Source organism: Arthrobacter sp. TJ-236 (assembly GCF_058269235.1).
The window spans coordinates 1,287,552-1,301,966 of record NZ_JBZCNI010000001.1; the positions used below are offsets into that span (position 1 = coordinate 1,287,552).

Annotated in this window: 19 protein-coding genes and 2 tRNA genes; 9 read left to right on the forward strand and 12 right to left on the reverse strand. The window is 70.5% G+C overall.

The window, feature by feature from the left end; translation table 11 throughout:
* Window positions 1-36 precede the first annotated feature (36 nt).
* From AC4D16_RS05985 to AC4D16_RS06000, 4 genes are read left to right on the forward strand one after another with little or no spacing between them, the layout of a single operon-like run.
* The gene (locus AC4D16_RS05985) at window positions 37-459 is read left to right on the forward strand and encodes a hypothetical protein (RefSeq protein WP_490954278.1); all 423 of its coding nucleotides are present in this window, start codon (window positions 37-39) and stop codon (window positions 457-459) included.
* A 47-nt stretch (window positions 460-506) separates the two neighbouring features.
* Window positions 507-983, forward strand: coding sequence for a hypothetical protein (locus AC4D16_RS05990; RefSeq protein WP_490954279.1), 477 nt, complete (start codon window positions 507-509; stop codon window positions 981-983).
* A complete protein-coding gene (gene asd, locus AC4D16_RS05995; protein ID WP_490948291.1) occupies window positions 980-2,101 on the forward strand; it encodes an aspartate-semialdehyde dehydrogenase in 1,122 nt (373 codons plus the stop codon). The genes AC4D16_RS05990 and asd overlap by 4 nt, the downstream gene beginning before the upstream one ends.
* 14 nt (window positions 2,102-2,115) lie before the next feature.
* The gene (locus tag AC4D16_RS06000) at window positions 2,116-2,634 is read left to right on the forward strand and encodes a GNAT family N-acetyltransferase (RefSeq protein WP_490954280.1); all 519 of its coding nucleotides are present in this window, start codon (window positions 2,116-2,118) and stop codon (window positions 2,632-2,634) included.
* An 89-nt stretch (window positions 2,635-2,723) separates the two neighbouring features.
* On the opposite strand, the gene AC4D16_RS06005 is transcribed toward AC4D16_RS06000, so the two are convergent.
* A complete protein-coding gene (locus AC4D16_RS06005; protein ID WP_490954281.1) occupies window positions 2,724-3,266 on the reverse strand; it encodes a GNAT family N-acetyltransferase in 543 nt (180 codons plus the stop codon).
* A 66-nt stretch (window positions 3,267-3,332) separates the two neighbouring features.
* Here AC4D16_RS06005 and AC4D16_RS06010 point away from each other — a divergent pair, with 66 nt between their 5' ends.
* Window positions 3,333-3,761 carry a hypothetical protein gene (locus tag AC4D16_RS06010; RefSeq protein WP_490948288.1) on the forward strand — a complete coding sequence of 143 codons (429 nt, stop codon included), beginning with the start codon at window positions 3,333-3,335 and terminating at the stop codon, window positions 3,759-3,761.
* A gap of 24 nt (window positions 3,762-3,785) precedes the next feature.
* Here the strand turns inward: AC4D16_RS06010 and AC4D16_RS06015 are convergent, their stop codons facing one another.
* The 9 genes from AC4D16_RS06015 to AC4D16_RS06055 all read right to left on the reverse strand — a co-directional run bounded on the left by AC4D16_RS06015 (window position 3,786) and on the right by AC4D16_RS06055 (window position 11,205).
* The gene (locus AC4D16_RS06015) at window positions 3,786-4,877 is read right to left on the reverse strand and encodes a UDP-N-acetylmuramate dehydrogenase (RefSeq protein ID WP_490954680.1); all 1,092 of its coding nucleotides are present in this window, start codon (window positions 4,875-4,877) and stop codon (window positions 3,786-3,788) included.
* A gap of 8 nt (window positions 4,878-4,885) precedes the next feature.
* Window positions 4,886-5,326 (reverse strand): MaoC family dehydratase, encoded by a 441-nt coding sequence (locus AC4D16_RS06020; RefSeq protein ID WP_490948287.1) that lies wholly within the window; start codon window positions 5,324-5,326, stop codon window positions 4,886-4,888.
* Between the two features lie 2 nt (window positions 5,327-5,328).
* Window positions 5,329-5,778: an FAS1-like dehydratase domain-containing protein gene (locus AC4D16_RS06025; RefSeq protein WP_490954282.1), complete on the reverse strand. Its 450-nt coding sequence runs from the start codon at window positions 5,776-5,778 to the stop codon at window positions 5,329-5,331.
* A 106-nt stretch (window positions 5,779-5,884) separates the two neighbouring features.
* The gene (locus tag AC4D16_RS06030) at window positions 5,885-6,115 is read right to left on the reverse strand and encodes a hypothetical protein (protein ID WP_490948285.1); all 231 of its coding nucleotides are present in this window, start codon (window positions 6,113-6,115) and stop codon (window positions 5,885-5,887) included.
* 33 nt (window positions 6,116-6,148) lie between these two features.
* The gene (locus tag AC4D16_RS06035) at window positions 6,149-7,081 is read right to left on the reverse strand and encodes a DUF2797 domain-containing protein (RefSeq protein WP_490954283.1); all 933 of its coding nucleotides are present in this window, start codon (window positions 7,079-7,081) and stop codon (window positions 6,149-6,151) included.
* A gap of 95 nt (window positions 7,082-7,176) precedes the next feature.
* On the reverse strand, window positions 7,177-8,226 hold the full coding sequence (locus AC4D16_RS06040) for an ATP-dependent DNA ligase (protein WP_490948283.1): 1,050 nt from the start codon (window positions 8,224-8,226) through the stop codon (window positions 7,177-7,179).
* A 134-nt stretch (window positions 8,227-8,360) separates the two neighbouring features.
* Window positions 8,361-8,927, reverse strand: coding sequence for a type 1 glutamine amidotransferase domain-containing protein (locus AC4D16_RS06045; protein ID WP_490948282.1), 567 nt, complete (start codon window positions 8,925-8,927; stop codon window positions 8,361-8,363).
* An 87-nt stretch (window positions 8,928-9,014) separates the two neighbouring features.
* Window positions 9,015-10,451, reverse strand: a complete 1,437-nt coding sequence (locus AC4D16_RS06050) for a MinD/ParA family ATP-binding protein (protein ID WP_490954284.1) — start codon at window positions 10,449-10,451, stop codon at window positions 9,015-9,017.
* A gap of 169 nt (window positions 10,452-10,620) precedes the next feature.
* Window positions 10,621-11,205 (reverse strand): helix-turn-helix domain-containing protein, encoded by a 585-nt coding sequence (locus AC4D16_RS06055; RefSeq protein WP_490948280.1) that lies wholly within the window; start codon window positions 11,203-11,205, stop codon window positions 10,621-10,623.
* A gap of 91 nt (window positions 11,206-11,296) precedes the next feature.
* Here AC4D16_RS06055 and AC4D16_RS06060 point away from each other — a divergent pair, with 91 nt between their 5' ends.
* The 4 genes from AC4D16_RS06060 (at window position 11,297) to AC4D16_RS06075 (ending at window position 13,995) form a co-directional block, all read left to right on the forward strand.
* The gene (locus tag AC4D16_RS06060; protein ID WP_490954285.1) at window positions 11,297-12,571 is read left to right on the forward strand and encodes an NAD(P)/FAD-dependent oxidoreductase; all 1,275 of its coding nucleotides are present in this window, start codon (window positions 11,297-11,299) and stop codon (window positions 12,569-12,571) included.
* Entirely contained in the window at window positions 12,561-13,187 is a 627-nt protein-coding gene (locus AC4D16_RS06065) for a class I SAM-dependent methyltransferase (RefSeq protein ID WP_490954286.1), read from the forward strand. Before AC4D16_RS06060 ends, AC4D16_RS06065 begins: the two co-directional genes overlap by 11 nt.
* Before the next feature lie 299 nt (window positions 13,188-13,486).
* Entirely contained in the window at window positions 13,487-13,792 is a 306-nt protein-coding gene (locus AC4D16_RS06070) for a hypothetical protein (RefSeq protein ID WP_490954287.1), read from the forward strand.
* Between the two features lie 29 nt (window positions 13,793-13,821).
* Window positions 13,822-13,995: a hypothetical protein gene (locus tag AC4D16_RS06075; protein ID WP_490954288.1), complete on the forward strand. Its 174-nt coding sequence runs from the start codon at window positions 13,822-13,824 to the stop codon at window positions 13,993-13,995.
* A 166-nt stretch (window positions 13,996-14,161) separates the two neighbouring features.
* Here the strand turns inward: AC4D16_RS06075 and AC4D16_RS06080 are convergent.
* Window positions 14,162-14,235: transfer RNA gene (locus tag AC4D16_RS06080), tRNA-Met, on the reverse strand.
* A 55-nt stretch (window positions 14,236-14,290) separates the two neighbouring features.
* Window positions 14,291-14,362, reverse strand: a tRNA-Thr gene (locus AC4D16_RS06085).
* Window positions 14,363-14,415 lie beyond the last annotated feature (53 nt).

The following is a 14,415-nucleotide window of genomic DNA, read 5'->3' on the forward strand; positions in this document are numbered from 1 at the left end:
ACCACGGGACACCCGAACCACTGAGGGCAGGCCGACATGAGCTACGACGCCGCGCGGCAGCGCCGGGACGACGTGACAACTGCGGAGCACGAGCGGCTCGTCCGCGAGACCGGACAGCAGCGCATCCTGTCTCGGGCCCAGAACGGTCAACTCGTCAGTTACCTGCCGGAGGAGTACGGCAACGGCCGCAAGAGTATCGGCCCGACCATCACGACGGCGAGGGGCTACATCGTCTTCGTGAGCATCCTCTCGGTCTTCCTCGTCATTCTCGTCGCCGTCCTGGGGGTCCAGAGGCTCGACCCGACACCCGAGTTCGAGCAACCCGCCTGGGTATGGCTCATGCCCCTGCTCTGGCTGGGAGTCGTCGCGCTCTTCGCGCGCTACATGGTCATCGAGATTCGCGCCGACCGGCTCCGGAAGGAACGCGGCCTGCCGGTGCCCTCGCTCTCGCCCTACTGATCCCGACGCCGACGTCCAGATCTCGACCCGACACGGAGGAGCATGGCATGGTGTACGACGCCGCACGACAGCGCCGGGACGCGGCGACGACCGCCGAGCATGAGCGGCTCGTCCGCGAGACGGGACAGGAGCGCATCCTGTCCCGCGGCCAGAACGGCGAGCTGGTGAGCTACCTGCCGGAGGAGTTCGGCAACGGCAGGAAGGGGATCGGCCCCAAGATCACGACGGCCGGGGGATACATCGCCTCCGTGGCGATCTGCGCTCTCGTGACCCTCGGGACGGTCGGGCTCATCGCGTCGTCCTACCTTCGCGACATCCCGGCACCGCCCCTGTTCATCTGGGTCATTCCGCTCATGTTCCTCGCCGTGACCGCCCTCTTCGCGCGGTACATGGTGATCGAGGTCCGTGCCGATCGGCTCCGGAAGCAGCGCGGCCTCCCGACGCCGTCGGAACTCCCCCGTCAGCCCGGACTGCGGGTCATGAAGCGGGACACCCGTGGCCGCCCCATAAACTCGACGACATGACTTCTCTTCCTTCCGTCGGCTTCGTGGGCTGGCGCGGCATGGTCGGCTCGGTCCTCATGCAGCGGCTCCAGGACGAAGGCGACTTCGCCCGTGTGAACCCCGTCTTCTTCTCCACGTCCGCAGCGGGCGGCGCGGCGCCGTCCTTCGCGGAGGGTGCGGGGACGCTTCAGGACGCGTACGACGTCGAGACGCTCGCGAAGTTGCCGATCATCGTGACCGCGCAGGGCGGCGACTACACCGCCGAGGTGTACCCGAAGCTCCGCGACGCCGGCTGGACCGGCCTGTGGCTCGACGCGGCGTCCACGCTGCGCATGGGCGACGACAGCGTGATCGTGCTCGACCCCGTGAACCGCCGCGTGATCGACGCCGCGCTCGCGAACGGCACGCGGGACTTCATCGGCGGCAACTGCACCGTCTCCTGCATGCTCATGGCCCTCGGCGGTCTCTTCCGCAACGGCCTCGTGGAGTGGGGCACCTCCATGACCTACCAGGCCGCGTCGGGCGGCGGCGCCCGCCACATGCGCGAGCTGCTCAACCAGTTCGGCGCGTTGCACGGCGTCGTGGCCACCAACCTGGACGACCCCGCATCCGCGATCCTCGACATCGACCGCGCCATCCTCGCCAAGCAGCGCCACCCGAGCCTCGAGGCCTCGCAGTTCGGCGTGCCCCTGGCGGGATCGGTGATCCCGTGGATCGACGCCGATCTCGGCAACGGCCAGTCCCGCGAGGAGTGGAAGGCGGGCGCGGAGACCAACAAGATCCTCGGACTCGGCACGCGCATCCCCTTCGACGGCCTCTGCGTGCGGGTAGGGGCCCTGCGCTCGCACTCGCAGGCGCTGACGCTCAAGCTCACCGAGGACGTCCCGGTCGCCGAGCTGGAGCGCATCATCGCGGCGGACAACGACTGGGTGCGGGTCATCCCCAACACGAAGGTGGACACCCTCGCCGGGCTCACCCCCGTGGCCGCCACCGGATCGCTGGAGGTACCCGTGGGGCGCATCCGTAAGCTCGAGATGGGCCCGGAGTACATCAGCGCGTTCACGGTGGGCGACCAGTTGCTGTGGGGCGCGGCCGAGCCGCTCCGCCGCATGCTGATGATCGCCACCGGCAACCTCTAGCGGCACACGCTCGCGTGCCGCCCGCCCAGCCCACCCCGGTCCGGCTCGCGCCGGTCGATACGGAGGTACTCGAACGGCTCGTCGCGGCCGCGACCGTAGGAGCCACCGCCGACGACGTGACCCCGCCGCTGACGGGCGGCGGCGCGTGGACGCCGGAGCGGACGGCCTGGCTACGGAGCTACCATCGGTGCTGTCGGCAGGGACTGTCCGGCCCCGCCGGGGAAGTCACGTGGGCCGTAACCGTGGGGGACGACGTCGTCGGGTCCGTCCGCCTGCAGGCCACCGATGAGGCGGGTGTCCTCGAGACGGGGATCTGGCTCACCCGGGACGCCCGCGGACGGGGACTCGGCAGGGCGGCTGTCGACGCCGTGCTGGAGGAGGCCGCACTCCTCGGTGCGGTGTCCGTATGCGCCGAGACCACGGTGGGGAACAGTGCCGCGCAGAACCTGCTGCGGAGTCTCGGTTTCGACCTGACCACCACCGCGGGCTCCGTCCGCGGCGCGATCAGGCTGGACATTCCCGGCGGTCGCTGAGCCCCGCTCCGCACCGACGACGTCGAGTCGACGCCGCATGTCCGGTCCCTCCAGGAGCTGAAACCGTCCACGCGACCGTCGAGGCGTCGTCAGGCGCGGCTGTCGACGATCGGAAGGGGTTCCAGGTCCGGCGTCGGGTCGGTGCGGAGCCTGGCATGGGTCTCGACGTCGAACCGCTCGTACCCGTAGCGCAGTTTCCGGCGTTCGATGCCCTCGGCGATGTAACCGGCGCGCACCGCGACCGCGCAGGAGGCCGGGTTGTTCAGGCGGTGCCCGAGCTCGAGGCGGAACAGCCCGTCCTCGAACGCCGCGCTCGAGACCGACGCCAGCGCACGGGATGCGAGACCGCGACCACGGACGGACGACGCCAACCAGTAGTACGCCCACGCCGTATCGTGACGCCACTCGATACCGGACAGCCCCACGTTCCCAACGGCAACGCCGTCCACGTCGACGGCCCAGATACGCGCCGACGCCGTACTGGAGAGGTGGGTGTGGATGTGCTCGCGTGCCTCCGACACCGTGAAGGACTCGACGCCCGGGAACTGGCTCAGAAGGTCGGCGTCGGCTCGGAGCGCCGCAGCAAGGGCCGGCGCGTCCTCCGGCCTCCAGGGGCGGAGAACGGCGGTCATGGCCCTCACCCTGCGCGGTGCGGGGCCGCGAGTCAAAAAGTCGGAGGCCACGGGCAGGATGAGCGCATGGAACTCCAGAACGCAGACAGCATCCTCCGGCGGTTCTTCGCGACGAGCGGCCACACGCGTCACCCGGAGAGCCTGCTGCGGTACGAGCGGGTCCATCGGCACCTGCGCGACTACCTCGAACACGACGCCGCCCTGCACCTCACCGAGGACGAACGTGCATTGCTCACCCTCGAACGTCAGTTCGGCACGGACGAGCCCTACGTCCGGGTGATGGGCGCCCGGGACCTGCTGCACGCGCTGCCCGCGTTCCTCTCCCCACCGACGCTGCTCCCCGACTTCCACGACCGGCTGGCGCAGATCAGCGTCGCCTCGCGGCTCGCCCAGTGGCTCTGCACCCGGCGTCTCGTGGCGCGGGAGGACAGCTGGCCGGACGTCGTCCTCACGCGCGCGGCGGCCGAGCAGGCCCGCCGGTCCCCCGCGCTCTAGTTGCCGTGGGCGCTCCGAGTGCGATCAGAGCGAGCAGTTGACGAGCAGCGGCTCGGGCTCGAGACGAATCCCGAAACGCTGCTCCACTCCGTCGCGCACCAGCCGCGCGACGGCGAGCAGGTCCGACGTCGTCGCCCCTCCCCGGTTGGTGAGCGCGAGCGTGTGCTTGGTGGAGAGCGAGGCGCGGCCACCGGCCGCCGCATGACCGGCGTCGTCGACGGACAGGCCGAAGCCCTTGCCGAAGCCTGCATGCTCGATCAACCACGCGGCACTGAGCTTCACCTGGCCGTCACCGCCCGCGGGGTACCGCGGCGCGGCGTCGGGCAGGGCGTCGGCGACCGGCGCTGCAACGATCGGGTTCGTGAAGAACGAGCCGGTGCTCCACGTGTCGGGGTCGGGCGCCTCCGGGGTGTCGAGCACCATGCCCTTGCCCGCGCGGAGTCTCAACACCTCGCGCCGCACGTCCGTCGCGTAGGTGCGGCCGCCCACCTCGATGCCGAGGGCGCGCGCCAGCTCGGCGTACCTGATCGGGGTGCTCATGCGTCCGAGCCCGAGCTGGAACTCGACGGTCAGGACCACGTAGCGCGGCGAGCCGTTCACGGTGGATCGCTTGAGCAGCGAGTCGCGGTACCCGAACTGCAGTTCGAAGTTCGTGAAGCTCTTGATGCTGTCCGTCTCGCGGTCGTGGGTCCGGACGGTCGCGATGGTCTGCGAGACGTCGGAGCCGTATGCCCCGACGTTCTGCACCGGCGTGGCCCCAGTGGAGCCGGGGATGCCGGAGAGCGCCTCCAGGCCGGAGAACGCGTGCATCACCGTGTAGCGGACGAGGTCCTCCCAGTCATGACCCGCCTGCACCTTCACCATCACGCCACCACACGTGGCGTCGTCGTCGTTCACCGTGAATCCGCTCGAGGTGATGTGGACGACGGTGCCGTCGAAGCCGGCGTCACCGATGATCAGGTTGGAGCCCCCGCTGATGATGAGGAGTGGCTCGCCGGCGGCGTCCGCAGTGCGTACCGCCTCCACGATCTCCTGCTCGGTCGAGGCCTCGACGATCGTGCGCGCAGGCCCTCCGACCCGCGCCGTCGTCAATCCGGCCAGCGGCGTACCGGTCATGGGGGCGCTCACGGGAGCCTCACCACGGCCTGTGCCTTCACGAGGACCTTCTGGCCCCCGTACGTGACGGTGAGGTCGATCCGCGCGGTCGACGCCTCGGTGTCGAGGGCTCCCACCACGCCGGTCACCTCGACCACGGCGCCGGGCACACCGGGCTGAGCGGTGGTGTCCTCGACGATCACCGGCTTGGTGAAGCGCGTCTGGTAATCGACGACGGCGGCCGGGTCGCCCACCCAGTCGGTGACGAGCTGGACGGCCGCGCCCATGGTGAACATGCCGTGCGCAATCACACCGGGAAGACCGACGCCCTCGGCGAAGGACTGGTTCCAGTGGATGGGGTTGAGGTCACCCGACGCCCCGGCGTAGCGCACGAGGTCCGTGCGCGTGATGTCGAGGGTCGCGGAGCCGATCTGCTGCCCCACCTCGAGTGAGTCGATGCCGATGGTCATGGCTACTGGTCCTCCCCGCGGACGAGCAGCGACGACGTGCTCGTGGCCGTCCGCTCGCCGTCGATGGTCGAGATCTCCGCACGCGTGGTGATCATGGCGCCCCCGCCCATGGCGCGGACCTGGTCCACGTGGAGCTCCGCCACCAGCTGGTCGCCGGCGACGATGGGGCGGTGGTGCGTGAAGCGCTGGTCGGCGTGGACCACGCGGGTGAAATCGATACCCGCGCTCGGATCGGTGATGAGCTGCGCGTCGGCACGCTGCGCCACGATGATCGCGAACGTGGGCGGGGCCACGAGATCCGCGTGCCCCAGAGCCCGCGCGGCGTCGACGTCGTAGTGCGCCGGATGCGTGGCCTTGACGGCGCGTGCGAAATCCCGGACGGCTTCGCGCCCGACGGCGTAGGGCTCCCCCGCCGGGTAGCTGCGGCCCTGCAGGCCGGGGTCGATCGTCATGGGGACTCCCTCGTGGGTGGTGCCGCGCCGTGGTGGCGCTGCGGGTGGGCGGGATGCCGGGCCGGCCGGTCGGCAGCCGGAGCAGTGGGGGTCGGAGCGGCGGGACTCAGCGCGGGCCCTTCAGCCGCCGGCGCATGTCGCGGGTGCGGATCACCATGCCGGCGAGGTGGCAGATCATCCCGAGCACGATCACCGCGACGCCGGTGTACACCAGGGCGCTCCGGCCGGTCGCCGCTCCGAGGATGGCGACGAGGATGCCGATCGCGGTGGTCACGAGACCGGACACCACGAGCTTGCGGTAGAGGTCCGAGCCGGTCTCCCAGGGCGTGTTCAGCATGGTCCGATTCTACTGCCGATGCACCGGCGCCGATCAGAACAGCGCTTCCTGCACCGTGGGCACCGGCGTGCTGAACCGCCCGAAGCGCAGCCGACGGCCCTTGAGCTGCGCGAGGTCTGCGACGAACAGGACGTCCGTCCCCTCGATCCCCACGAGCGCCGAGGGGCCGAGGACGTCCCGCACGAGGAAACCGTGGTGCCCCTCCCCGAGGAACCCGGGATACGGCTGGGGCCCGGTGAGCGAACGGAGGGAGGTCCAGGACGACGGCGGGTCGAACTCCTCGTGCACCACCTCGAAACCTTCGACGTCCACTCCGCTCCCGAGCAGCCCCCGCGCGGCGTGGGCGAAGCCGTCGTTGACGTCCTCGAGGCGGGTCTGCGCGAGCGGCGCGCACAGCGCGGCCGCCTTGGCGCTCGAACGGACCGCCTGCTGGAGTCCGACGCCGCGGGTCAGCTCGTCCTCGAGCAGGCGGACCACGCGTCCGTCGGCGGCGTGCGCCACGTACTGCGCGACGACGGCTCCCTGCTCCACGAGGCGGGCTCGCTTGCGCAGGTGCGAGGCCGTGCCCACCTTGGTGGAGCCGTCGGCGAAGGTGGCGACGTAGAGCCAGTGCGGCTGGTCGAGGTAGCGCTTGAGCCCCGGCGGGGCGATTCCGGAGCGGTGGATGTCGTGCATGAACCGGAAGTCGTCCTGGGCGAAGCACCTCCCGCACTGGTACCCCCGCTCCGCCTGCCGCTGCTCGGCGCACGCGGTCCAGGTCCTGTCATCGTGGCCGTACACGCGGTGGAACCCGAGGCAGTACTTTCCCGCCGCCGTGATCTCGTAGGCGAGCGTGGTTCCCGGCTCGAGCCGGAGGTCCGCAGCATCCCCACCGGAAGCCGCATCGGCGCCCGGCGTCGGCGGGTCGGTTGCATCTGCCTCGACCGCGTGGAGTGAGAGCACCGGGCCGTCGGTCGACCAGGTCACGCCGCTGCTGAGGTAGGTCGGGCCCAGCTGCTCACCGGCCGCGTGTGAGGGGCCGGCGCCACGGGGGCCGTCGGGGCCCGGACCGGATGCGGTGATCAGGCCAACACCCGGCTGAGGTCGTACGCGGCGGGGATGTCCAGCTGGTCGAAGGTGCAGGAGCGCGCCTCGCGATCAGGCCGCCACCGCTCGAACTGCACCGTGTGGCGGAAGCGGGCGCCCTCCATCTGGTCGTACCGGACCTCGACCACCCGGCGCGGGTGCAGCCTGATGTAGGAGACGTCCTTGGCCGAGGCGAAGCGGCTGCGTTCGGTGGCTCCGCGTTCGATCCCGCCGTCGTCGTCACGCATGACGTCCGGCGCGAGCTCGTCCACGAGCTCCAGGCGGCGCGCGTTGGAGAACGCGGAGACTCCGCCGACGTTCTGCAGCTCGCCGTCGTCGTCGTACAGGCCGAGGAGGAGGGACCCGACGCCCTGGCCGGAGGTGTGGACGCGGTACCCGAGCACCACGGTGTCCGCGCTGCGGTGGTGCTTGACCTTCAGCATGCGCCGCTTGTTCGGTTCGTAGACCGCGCTGAGCGGCTTGGCGACCACGCCGTCGAGCCCCGCGCCCTCGAACTCGACGAGCCACCGGCGGGCGAGATCGACGTCGTGGGTGACCTGGGAGAGGTGCACGGGTGACGCGAAGGTGCTTCCGACGCCCTCGAGGGCCTCGCGCCGAGCGGAGAACGGCAGGCCGGTGAGGTCGTGGTCGTCGAGGGCGAGGAGATCGAAGGCGACGAAGGACGCCGGTGTCTGCCCGGCGAGCAGCGTGATGCGGCTCTCCGCGGGGTGGATGCGCTGGGACAGTGCCTCCCAGTCCAACCGTTCGGCACCCGTTTCGCCCTGCCGCACCACGATCTCGCCGTCGACGACGCAGCGCTCGGGGAGGTTCTCGAGGAGCGCGGCGACGAGTTCCGGGAAGTACCGCGTGAGCATCTTGGAACCGCGGCTGCCGATCTCGCACGAGCCGTCGTCGATCCTGATCACCGCGCGGAAGCCGTCCCACTTCGGTTCGTACACGAGCCCGCCCGGCACGCTGGCGGGTTCGGGTACCTCGGCGACGGCCTTCGCGAGCATCGGCTGGACGGGGAACGGGAGGTCGGTCATCCCTCGATCCTGTCGCACGCGCCCCTCCTTGGCTATCCGAGGGGACAGCGCACCCTGAAGGGCATACGGAAAGGGCCCGCCGTTCGGCGAGCCCTTTCCCATGCGACGCGCGAGGTGCTGTATAGCTCCTGCGGTCAGACCGTCTGGCCCTCGTGCCGGCCCTCGGCGATCTCCTCGAGCAGCTTCGCGTTGAACGCCTCGAGGTCGTCCGGCGTCCGGCTCGTCACGAGCCCCTGGTCGACCACCACTTCCTCGTCACTCCACGTGGCTCCCGCGTTCCGCAGGTCCGTGGCGAGCGTGTGGTACGAGGTCACGGACCTGCCGCTGATCACTCCTGCGTCGATGAGGAGCCAGGGTCCGTGGCAGATGGAGGCGACGGGCTTGTGCTGCTCGAAGAAGCCACGGGCGAAGGCCTGGGCATCGGTGTCGACCCGCAGGAAGTCCGCGTTCACGACGCCGCCCGGCAGCACCAGCGCGTCGAAGTCCTCGGCCTTCGCTTCGGATACCGCGAGGTCCACCTCGAAGGTGTCGGCCTTGTCCATGCCGTCGAACCCCTGCAGCGTTCCGGTCTTCGGGGAGACGAGCGTGGGTGTGCCGCCGGCGTCCTCGACGGCCTTCCAGGGGCTGGTCAGTTCGATCTGCTCCACCCCGTCGGTCAGGAGGAAGGCGACCTTCTTGCCGGTGATCTCGTGTGCGGACATGCTGTTCTCCCTTGCGTAGAGCGTGGCTGTCGGTGCCTCTCCAGCCTAGGAAGCACAGAGTTCATAAGCAAGCTGAGTATCGGTGCGCTACAGGCCCTCCGCGACGGCGGCGGCAGCGGTCAGCCAGGCACGCTGCGTCGCTGGGCGGAGCGCGCCGTAGCGGATGCGGCCCTTGATCAGAGCGGCGTCGAACGGGATGGTGACGGCCCGCCGCGCGAGCTGCCCGAAGCCGTCGGCGATCGACTGGCTCTGCGCCCGCGTCCCGTTCTTGTCGGACTGGCTGACGATCACGACGGCGTTCGCGGACAGCTCCGCGTACCGGCCGCCCCTCGTCCTGAGCGCTTCGAGCAGCAACGCACCTGCCTCGGCATGCTCCTCCAGCGTTGTGGTCGCGATGACCAACTGGTCGGTGTGGTGGATCATGCGGAGCCATCGCTCGGCGGTCTCGTCGTTTCCCGAGTCCACGACGTTCAGGCGGAAGTACTTCGACGCCACCTCGTGCAGGGCGTCGAAGTCGTCCGCCGTCACCTTCTGCTGCGAAGCGAGGACATCGGGCTTCGAACGGAGGACGTCGAACTTGTCCTCGGTCTGGTGGTGCACGAAGCGCGCGAGCAACGCCGACTGCGCGGAGGGCGCCAGGAGCGTCGAGGTCTGCGGGAGCAGGTCCAGCACGGTCGCCTCGTGCGGGCCCTGCTCGGTCCGCCAGCCGAGGGTGCCCCGCGCATCGTTGTTGTCCCAGGCGAGCACCGGGCCGCCACCGTTGCGGGCGAACACGGCGGAGAGCATCACGGTGGTCGGCGTCTTGTTCGCGCCGCCCTTCCCGTTGACCACCGAGACGGTCCGCGGGCCCGGCCAGTGCCTGCTGACCGCGGCGACGTCCGCGCGGACGGCCAGCTCGGCCTGCGAGGGCGGGATCCTCAGGCCCAGCCGCGCGAGGAACCCGCGCAGCCCGCTCTCGGCGGGCACGACGGCGGTGTCCGGCGTCAGGAACGACGCCCTGGTGCCGCGGGGTCGGAGGGCGGTCGAGGCCGCATCGGAGGTCGGCGTGTCCTGGGCTCGAGGCGCGTCCTGTGGACGGGGCGACGGCGCCGGAGACGAAACGGCGCCCGGCACGTGGTCGATCGTGGTCGGGGAATCCGAAGCCGCCGGCCCGGGGTATTCAGCGGCCTCCGGCTGCGGCGATGCCGGAGGCTCCGCCTGCGGTACGGAGGTCACGAGAGGCCCGGCGGCCTGCGGGGCGAAGCCGTGCGATGGGTCGATGGGATCCGCCGGGACGCGGCGCACCGTCGCCTCGACGTCGTCGTCCGGGTGCCCTGCCGCTTGATCGATTTCCGCGAAGCCGGGTTCGCCGGCACCTCCGGGCAGACCCCGCGCAATCGGCTCCTCCGCACGCGGGAGGGTCCCCTCGGGCGCGAAGCGGTCGGCGAAACGCTGCGGCTCCTCGGAGACTGCCGCGCGGCGTCGACCTGCTCGGGTCGGGAAAGCGCTGTCGTCGTGTGCGTCCCCGAGGTGCTCGTTCGTCATCAGTGTCCCGTCCCCAGCGGCCTCCCAGCGAGGCCTCGGTCGTGTCGAAGCTCCGCTCATCCTATCGGCGCGCGCCATCACGATCGGAGGCGGGTCAGAGGTGGGTGAAGGGCAGGTCAGAGGGGTTCGAAGGAGGTCGGGGCCGGTCGAGCGCGGGGGCGACTACAGGTCAGGAGCGTCGTGGCCTCGCGCGGACGTGCATGCGTTCACCCTGCTGCCCGAAGAGGCTGATGAACTCCACCGGGCCGCCGTCGGCGCTCGCGAACCAGTGAGGGGTGTGGGTGTCGAACTCGGCGGCCTCCCCCGGCCGCAGCAGGAAGTCGTTCTCGCCGAGTACCAGCCGGAGCGTGCCGTTGAGGATGTACAGCCACTCGTAACCCTCGTGCACCTGCAGGTCCGGCTCGGTGCCCCGCGCGTCGCCTGCGAGCACCATCTTGAAGGCCTGCACGCCGCCGGGACGCCGTGTCAGGGGGATGGCGGTCATGCCGTGGTGCTCCACCGGAGTGAGGTGGATGCGCGGATCCCCCGTCGCGGGCGCGCCCACGAGGTCGTCGAGCGGTACGCCGTAGAGCTTCGCGATGGGTAGCAGCAGGTCGAGCGTGGCCCGTCGCTGCCCCGATTCCAGCCTGGAGAGGGTACTGACGGAGACGCCGGACGCCGCCGACACCTCACCCAGCGTGAGGTTGCGTTGCGCTCGCAGTGCTCGGAGTCGCGGACCGACGGCGTCGAGCACCGCGTCGAAGTCAGTAGCCATCCCCTTACTTTGCCATATCGGCAACAGATGTTGCACTTCCGAACGCAGCAGAAGGAGAGTGGAAGCTCCACCAGCACCAGGAGGTACGGACATGACATCCACATGGCAGCACCCGGACGGCGGCCGCGCGAGCGGCGACGGACTCGGGAGAGACAGGACGGACGACGTCGGACACGACGCCGCACCCGACGGGCGGTACGACGTCGTCGTCGTGGGTGGCGGTGCCGCCGGACTGAGCGCCGCCGTGACCCTGGCCCGCGCGCTGCGGTCCGTCCTGGTGATCGACGCCGGCGAGCCGCGCAACGCCCCGGCTGCCGGGGTGCACGGCTTCCTCACGCGGGAGGGCATGTCCCCTCTCCATCTGCTCGAGGCAGGGCGCGCCGAGGCCGAGGGCTACGGTGCCGCGGTGCGCCGGGGCGAGGTGGTCGGCGCCGAACGGACGGACGCCGGCTTCACCGTCACCCTGGCCGACGGTGGCCGCGCGATCGGCCGGCGGCTCCTCCTCGCGACCGGGCTCGAGGACGGCCTGCCGGACATCCCGGGCCTCCGCAACCACTGGGGTGCGGGCGTGGTGCACTGCCCGTACTGCCACGGCTACGAGATCCGCGGTCAGCGCATCGGCGTGCTCGGCACCGGTCCCCTGTCGGTGCACCAGACCCTCCTGTTCCGGCAGTGGTCCGAGGACATCACCCTCTTCCTCAACGACACCGTGACGCCGAGCGAGGACGACTGGGACCGCCTGTCGGCGCGAGGAATCCGCGTGGTCGACGGCGCGGTGCTGTCCGTCGACGACGCCGACGGTGTCCTCTCCGGGGTGACGGTGGAGTCGGGCAGGCGCTTCGACCTTGAGGCCCTCGCCGTGGGCACGCGGATGCAGGCACGCACCGATGTGGTGTCCTCCCTCGGACTCCTCGCCGAGGCGCATCCGTCCGGGATGGGCCACGCCCTGACCGGGGGCCCGATGGGCGTGACTGCCGTGCAGGGCGTCTACGTGGCCGGCAACGTCTCGAATCTCGCGGCCCAGGTGGTCGTCGCGGCGGCGGAGGGAACGATGGCGGGAGCGGCCATCAACGCGGACCTCGTCCAGGAGGAGACGGCGTGGGCGGTGGAGGGTAGGAAGGGCGTCTTCTCGGCGGCGTCGGAGGCGGCCGTGAACAACCGCGTGAACAGCGCTCGCCGCCACGGACTCGCGACCGGACTCGAGAGTGGGCTCGAAACCGGACTCGAGGCGGGGCTGGAACGAGGGCTGGAAAGAGGGCACGAGAATGGGCTCGACAGTGCCCTGCTCGGGCGTAGCGTCGGTACCAGGACCACCGAGGTGACGACCACCGAGGTCATGGAGGAAGAGGTTCGCCGTGCTGGTTGAGTACACGCAGGAATTCTGGGACGAGCGCTACGGCCAGCGCCCGCAGATCTGGAGCGGCAGGCCCAACCGGCAGCTCGTCTCGGTCGTGGAGCACCTGAGTCCGGGGCGCGCCCTGGACGTCGGTTGTGGCGAGGGGGCCGACGCCGCCTGGCTCGCCTCCCGCGGGTGGGACGTGCTCGGCATCGACGTCTCGGAGGTCGCGCTGTCCCGAGCGCGCGAGCACGCTCTCGATCTTGAGGACTCCGTCGCCCGACGTCTGACCTGGCAGCGCGTGGATCTCCTCGCCTCCCCGGAGCTCCCTCGGGACCTGGACCTCGTCACCGTGCAGTTCATGCACCTGCCGGAGCCCGAACGCTCGCAGGTGTTCGCCATGCTGGCTTCCCTCGTGGGATCGGCAGGAAGCCTCCTGATCGTCGCGCACGATCCCTCGGACCTCCACTCCGGTATCGGCCGGCCGCACCAAGCGGACCTGTTCCACACCCCTGAGCAGATCGCGGCGCTGCTCGACGAGACGTGGGACATCCGGATCTGCGAATCGCGCCCGCGCATGGAGTCGAAGGACGGCCGCGAGGTGCAGATCAGCGACGCCGTGCTGCACGCGGTCCGTATCGGCTGAGGCGCCGTTATGCGGGTGATCGCCCGCCCTGGACGGCGTAGGGGCGGCACCTGTCCATCATGAGGCTGAGCGATCGCGGCGGTCCGACGTCGAACGGGTGACAGCCGCCCGGTTGTCGGGCCGCGGTGAGCGAGCCCCGGTAACGGGGGCGGGCGTGGTTACGCTGACGCCATGAACGCCGTCAGCATCGCGAACGCCACGACGCCGCCCGCGCCGGGCGTCACAGATCCCACCGTGGGGGTGCGCAGTGGTGGGAGATCGTCGGTGCCCTCGCGCCCTTCGCCGTCCTCCTCGCCGCGGTGCTCGCCACCGTCATGGCCTTCGCCACGCTCCGTCAGCGCGCGACGGCGGACCGCGCCGCGCTCGAGCAGAAGAGACGCGCCGATGACCGCGCCGAGTGGTGGCGACGGACGCAGTGGGCCATCGACGCTGCGACCTCCCTCGATCCGATCCGTCAGGAGGCCGGTGTCGAGGCCTTGCTCCAGCTCTCCTACAGCGAGCTCGCCACGGAAGAGGACCGCCTGATCCTCGATGCCATCTGGGTCAGTAACCCCGTGGCCAACCCGGACGGCGCTGGACTGCCCGGCGACCCTGCCGGACAATAGGGCGTAGGACGAGGAGAAGGAGAGTGGCGATGACCGACACCGCGCGCACACGACAGACGCCGTCCACGCCGGCCGCCTACCGTCGGCCCGCGGACACCCAACGGGTCACGGCCGCGAAGGCCCGGCTCCGCGTGGCCCTCGACGAACAGTTGGGCCGCACCACACCGCAATCCGTGAAGGACATCGCGGCCCGCAAACGCTGACGTTCTGACAGACCCGCACCCGTACGGCACGAAGCCCGGCAGGGATACCTGCCGGGCTTCGTGCGTCCCACCCCTGGTCGACGCCGCACCGGGTACAGCGGGACCGGTAGGAAGGGTTCCAGGAACGACGAAGGCCCCGGAGCTGAGCTCCGGGGCCTTCGGGTTGTAGCGGTGCCGGGACTCGATCCCGGGACCTCACGATTATGAGTCGTGCGCTCTAACCAGCTGAGCTACACCGCCCCGAAATGAGGCCGCCCGCACCGATCGGATGATCGTCACGGGCCCCTCATTCCAGAGCCCCCCACCGGAATCGATCCGGTGACCTCGTTCTTACCAAGAACGCGCTCTACCACTGAGCTAGGGGGGCAACAGCAAGAAACATTACCAGTTTCCCTGGGCTCTGGCGAAATCACCGGAGCC

Coding starts and splice junctions, on each gene's coding strand:
- AC4D16_RS05985 (WP_490954278.1), top strand. CDS start 37: ATGAGCTACGACGCCGCGCGGCAGCGCCGGGACGACGTGACAACTGCG.
- AC4D16_RS05990 (WP_490954279.1), top strand. CDS start 507: ATGGTGTACGACGCCGCACGACAGCGCCGGGACGCGGCGACGACCGCC.
- asd (WP_490948291.1), top strand. CDS start 980: ATGACTTCTCTTCCTTCCGTCGGCTTCGTGGGCTGGCGCGGCATGGTC.
- AC4D16_RS06005 (WP_490954281.1), bottom strand. CDS start 3,266: ATGACCGCCGTTCTCCGCCCCTGGAGGCCGGAGGACGCGCCGGCCCTT.
- AC4D16_RS06010 (WP_490948288.1), top strand. CDS start 3,333: ATGGAACTCCAGAACGCAGACAGCATCCTCCGGCGGTTCTTCGCGACG.
- AC4D16_RS06015 (WP_490954680.1), bottom strand. CDS start 4,877: ATGACCGGTACGCCGCTGGCCGGATTGACGACGGCGCGGGTCGGAGGG.
- AC4D16_RS06020 (WP_490948287.1), bottom strand. CDS start 5,326: ATGACCATCGGCATCGACTCACTCGAGGTGGGGCAGCAGATCGGCTCC.
- AC4D16_RS06025 (WP_490954282.1), bottom strand. CDS start 5,778: ATGACGATCGACCCCGGCCTGCAGGGCCGCAGCTACCCGGCGGGGGAG.
- AC4D16_RS06030 (WP_490948285.1), bottom strand. CDS start 6,115: ATGCTGAACACGCCCTGGGAGACCGGCTCGGACCTCTACCGCAAGCTC.
- AC4D16_RS06040 (WP_490948283.1), bottom strand. CDS start 8,226: ATGACCGACCTCCCGTTCCCCGTCCAGCCGATGCTCGCGAAGGCCGTC.
- AC4D16_RS06045 (WP_490948282.1), bottom strand. CDS start 8,927: ATGTCCGCACACGAGATCACCGGCAAGAAGGTCGCCTTCCTCCTGACC.
- AC4D16_RS06050 (WP_490954284.1), bottom strand. CDS start 10,451: ATGACGAACGAGCACCTCGGGGACGCACACGACGACAGCGCTTTCCCG.
- AC4D16_RS06055 (WP_490948280.1), bottom strand. CDS start 11,205: ATGGCTACTGACTTCGACGCGGTGCTCGACGCCGTCGGTCCGCGACTC.
- AC4D16_RS06060 (WP_490954285.1), top strand. CDS start 11,297: ATGACATCCACATGGCAGCACCCGGACGGCGGCCGCGCGAGCGGCGAC.
- AC4D16_RS06075 (WP_490954288.1), top strand. CDS start 13,822: ATGACCGACACCGCGCGCACACGACAGACGCCGTCCACGCCGGCCGCC.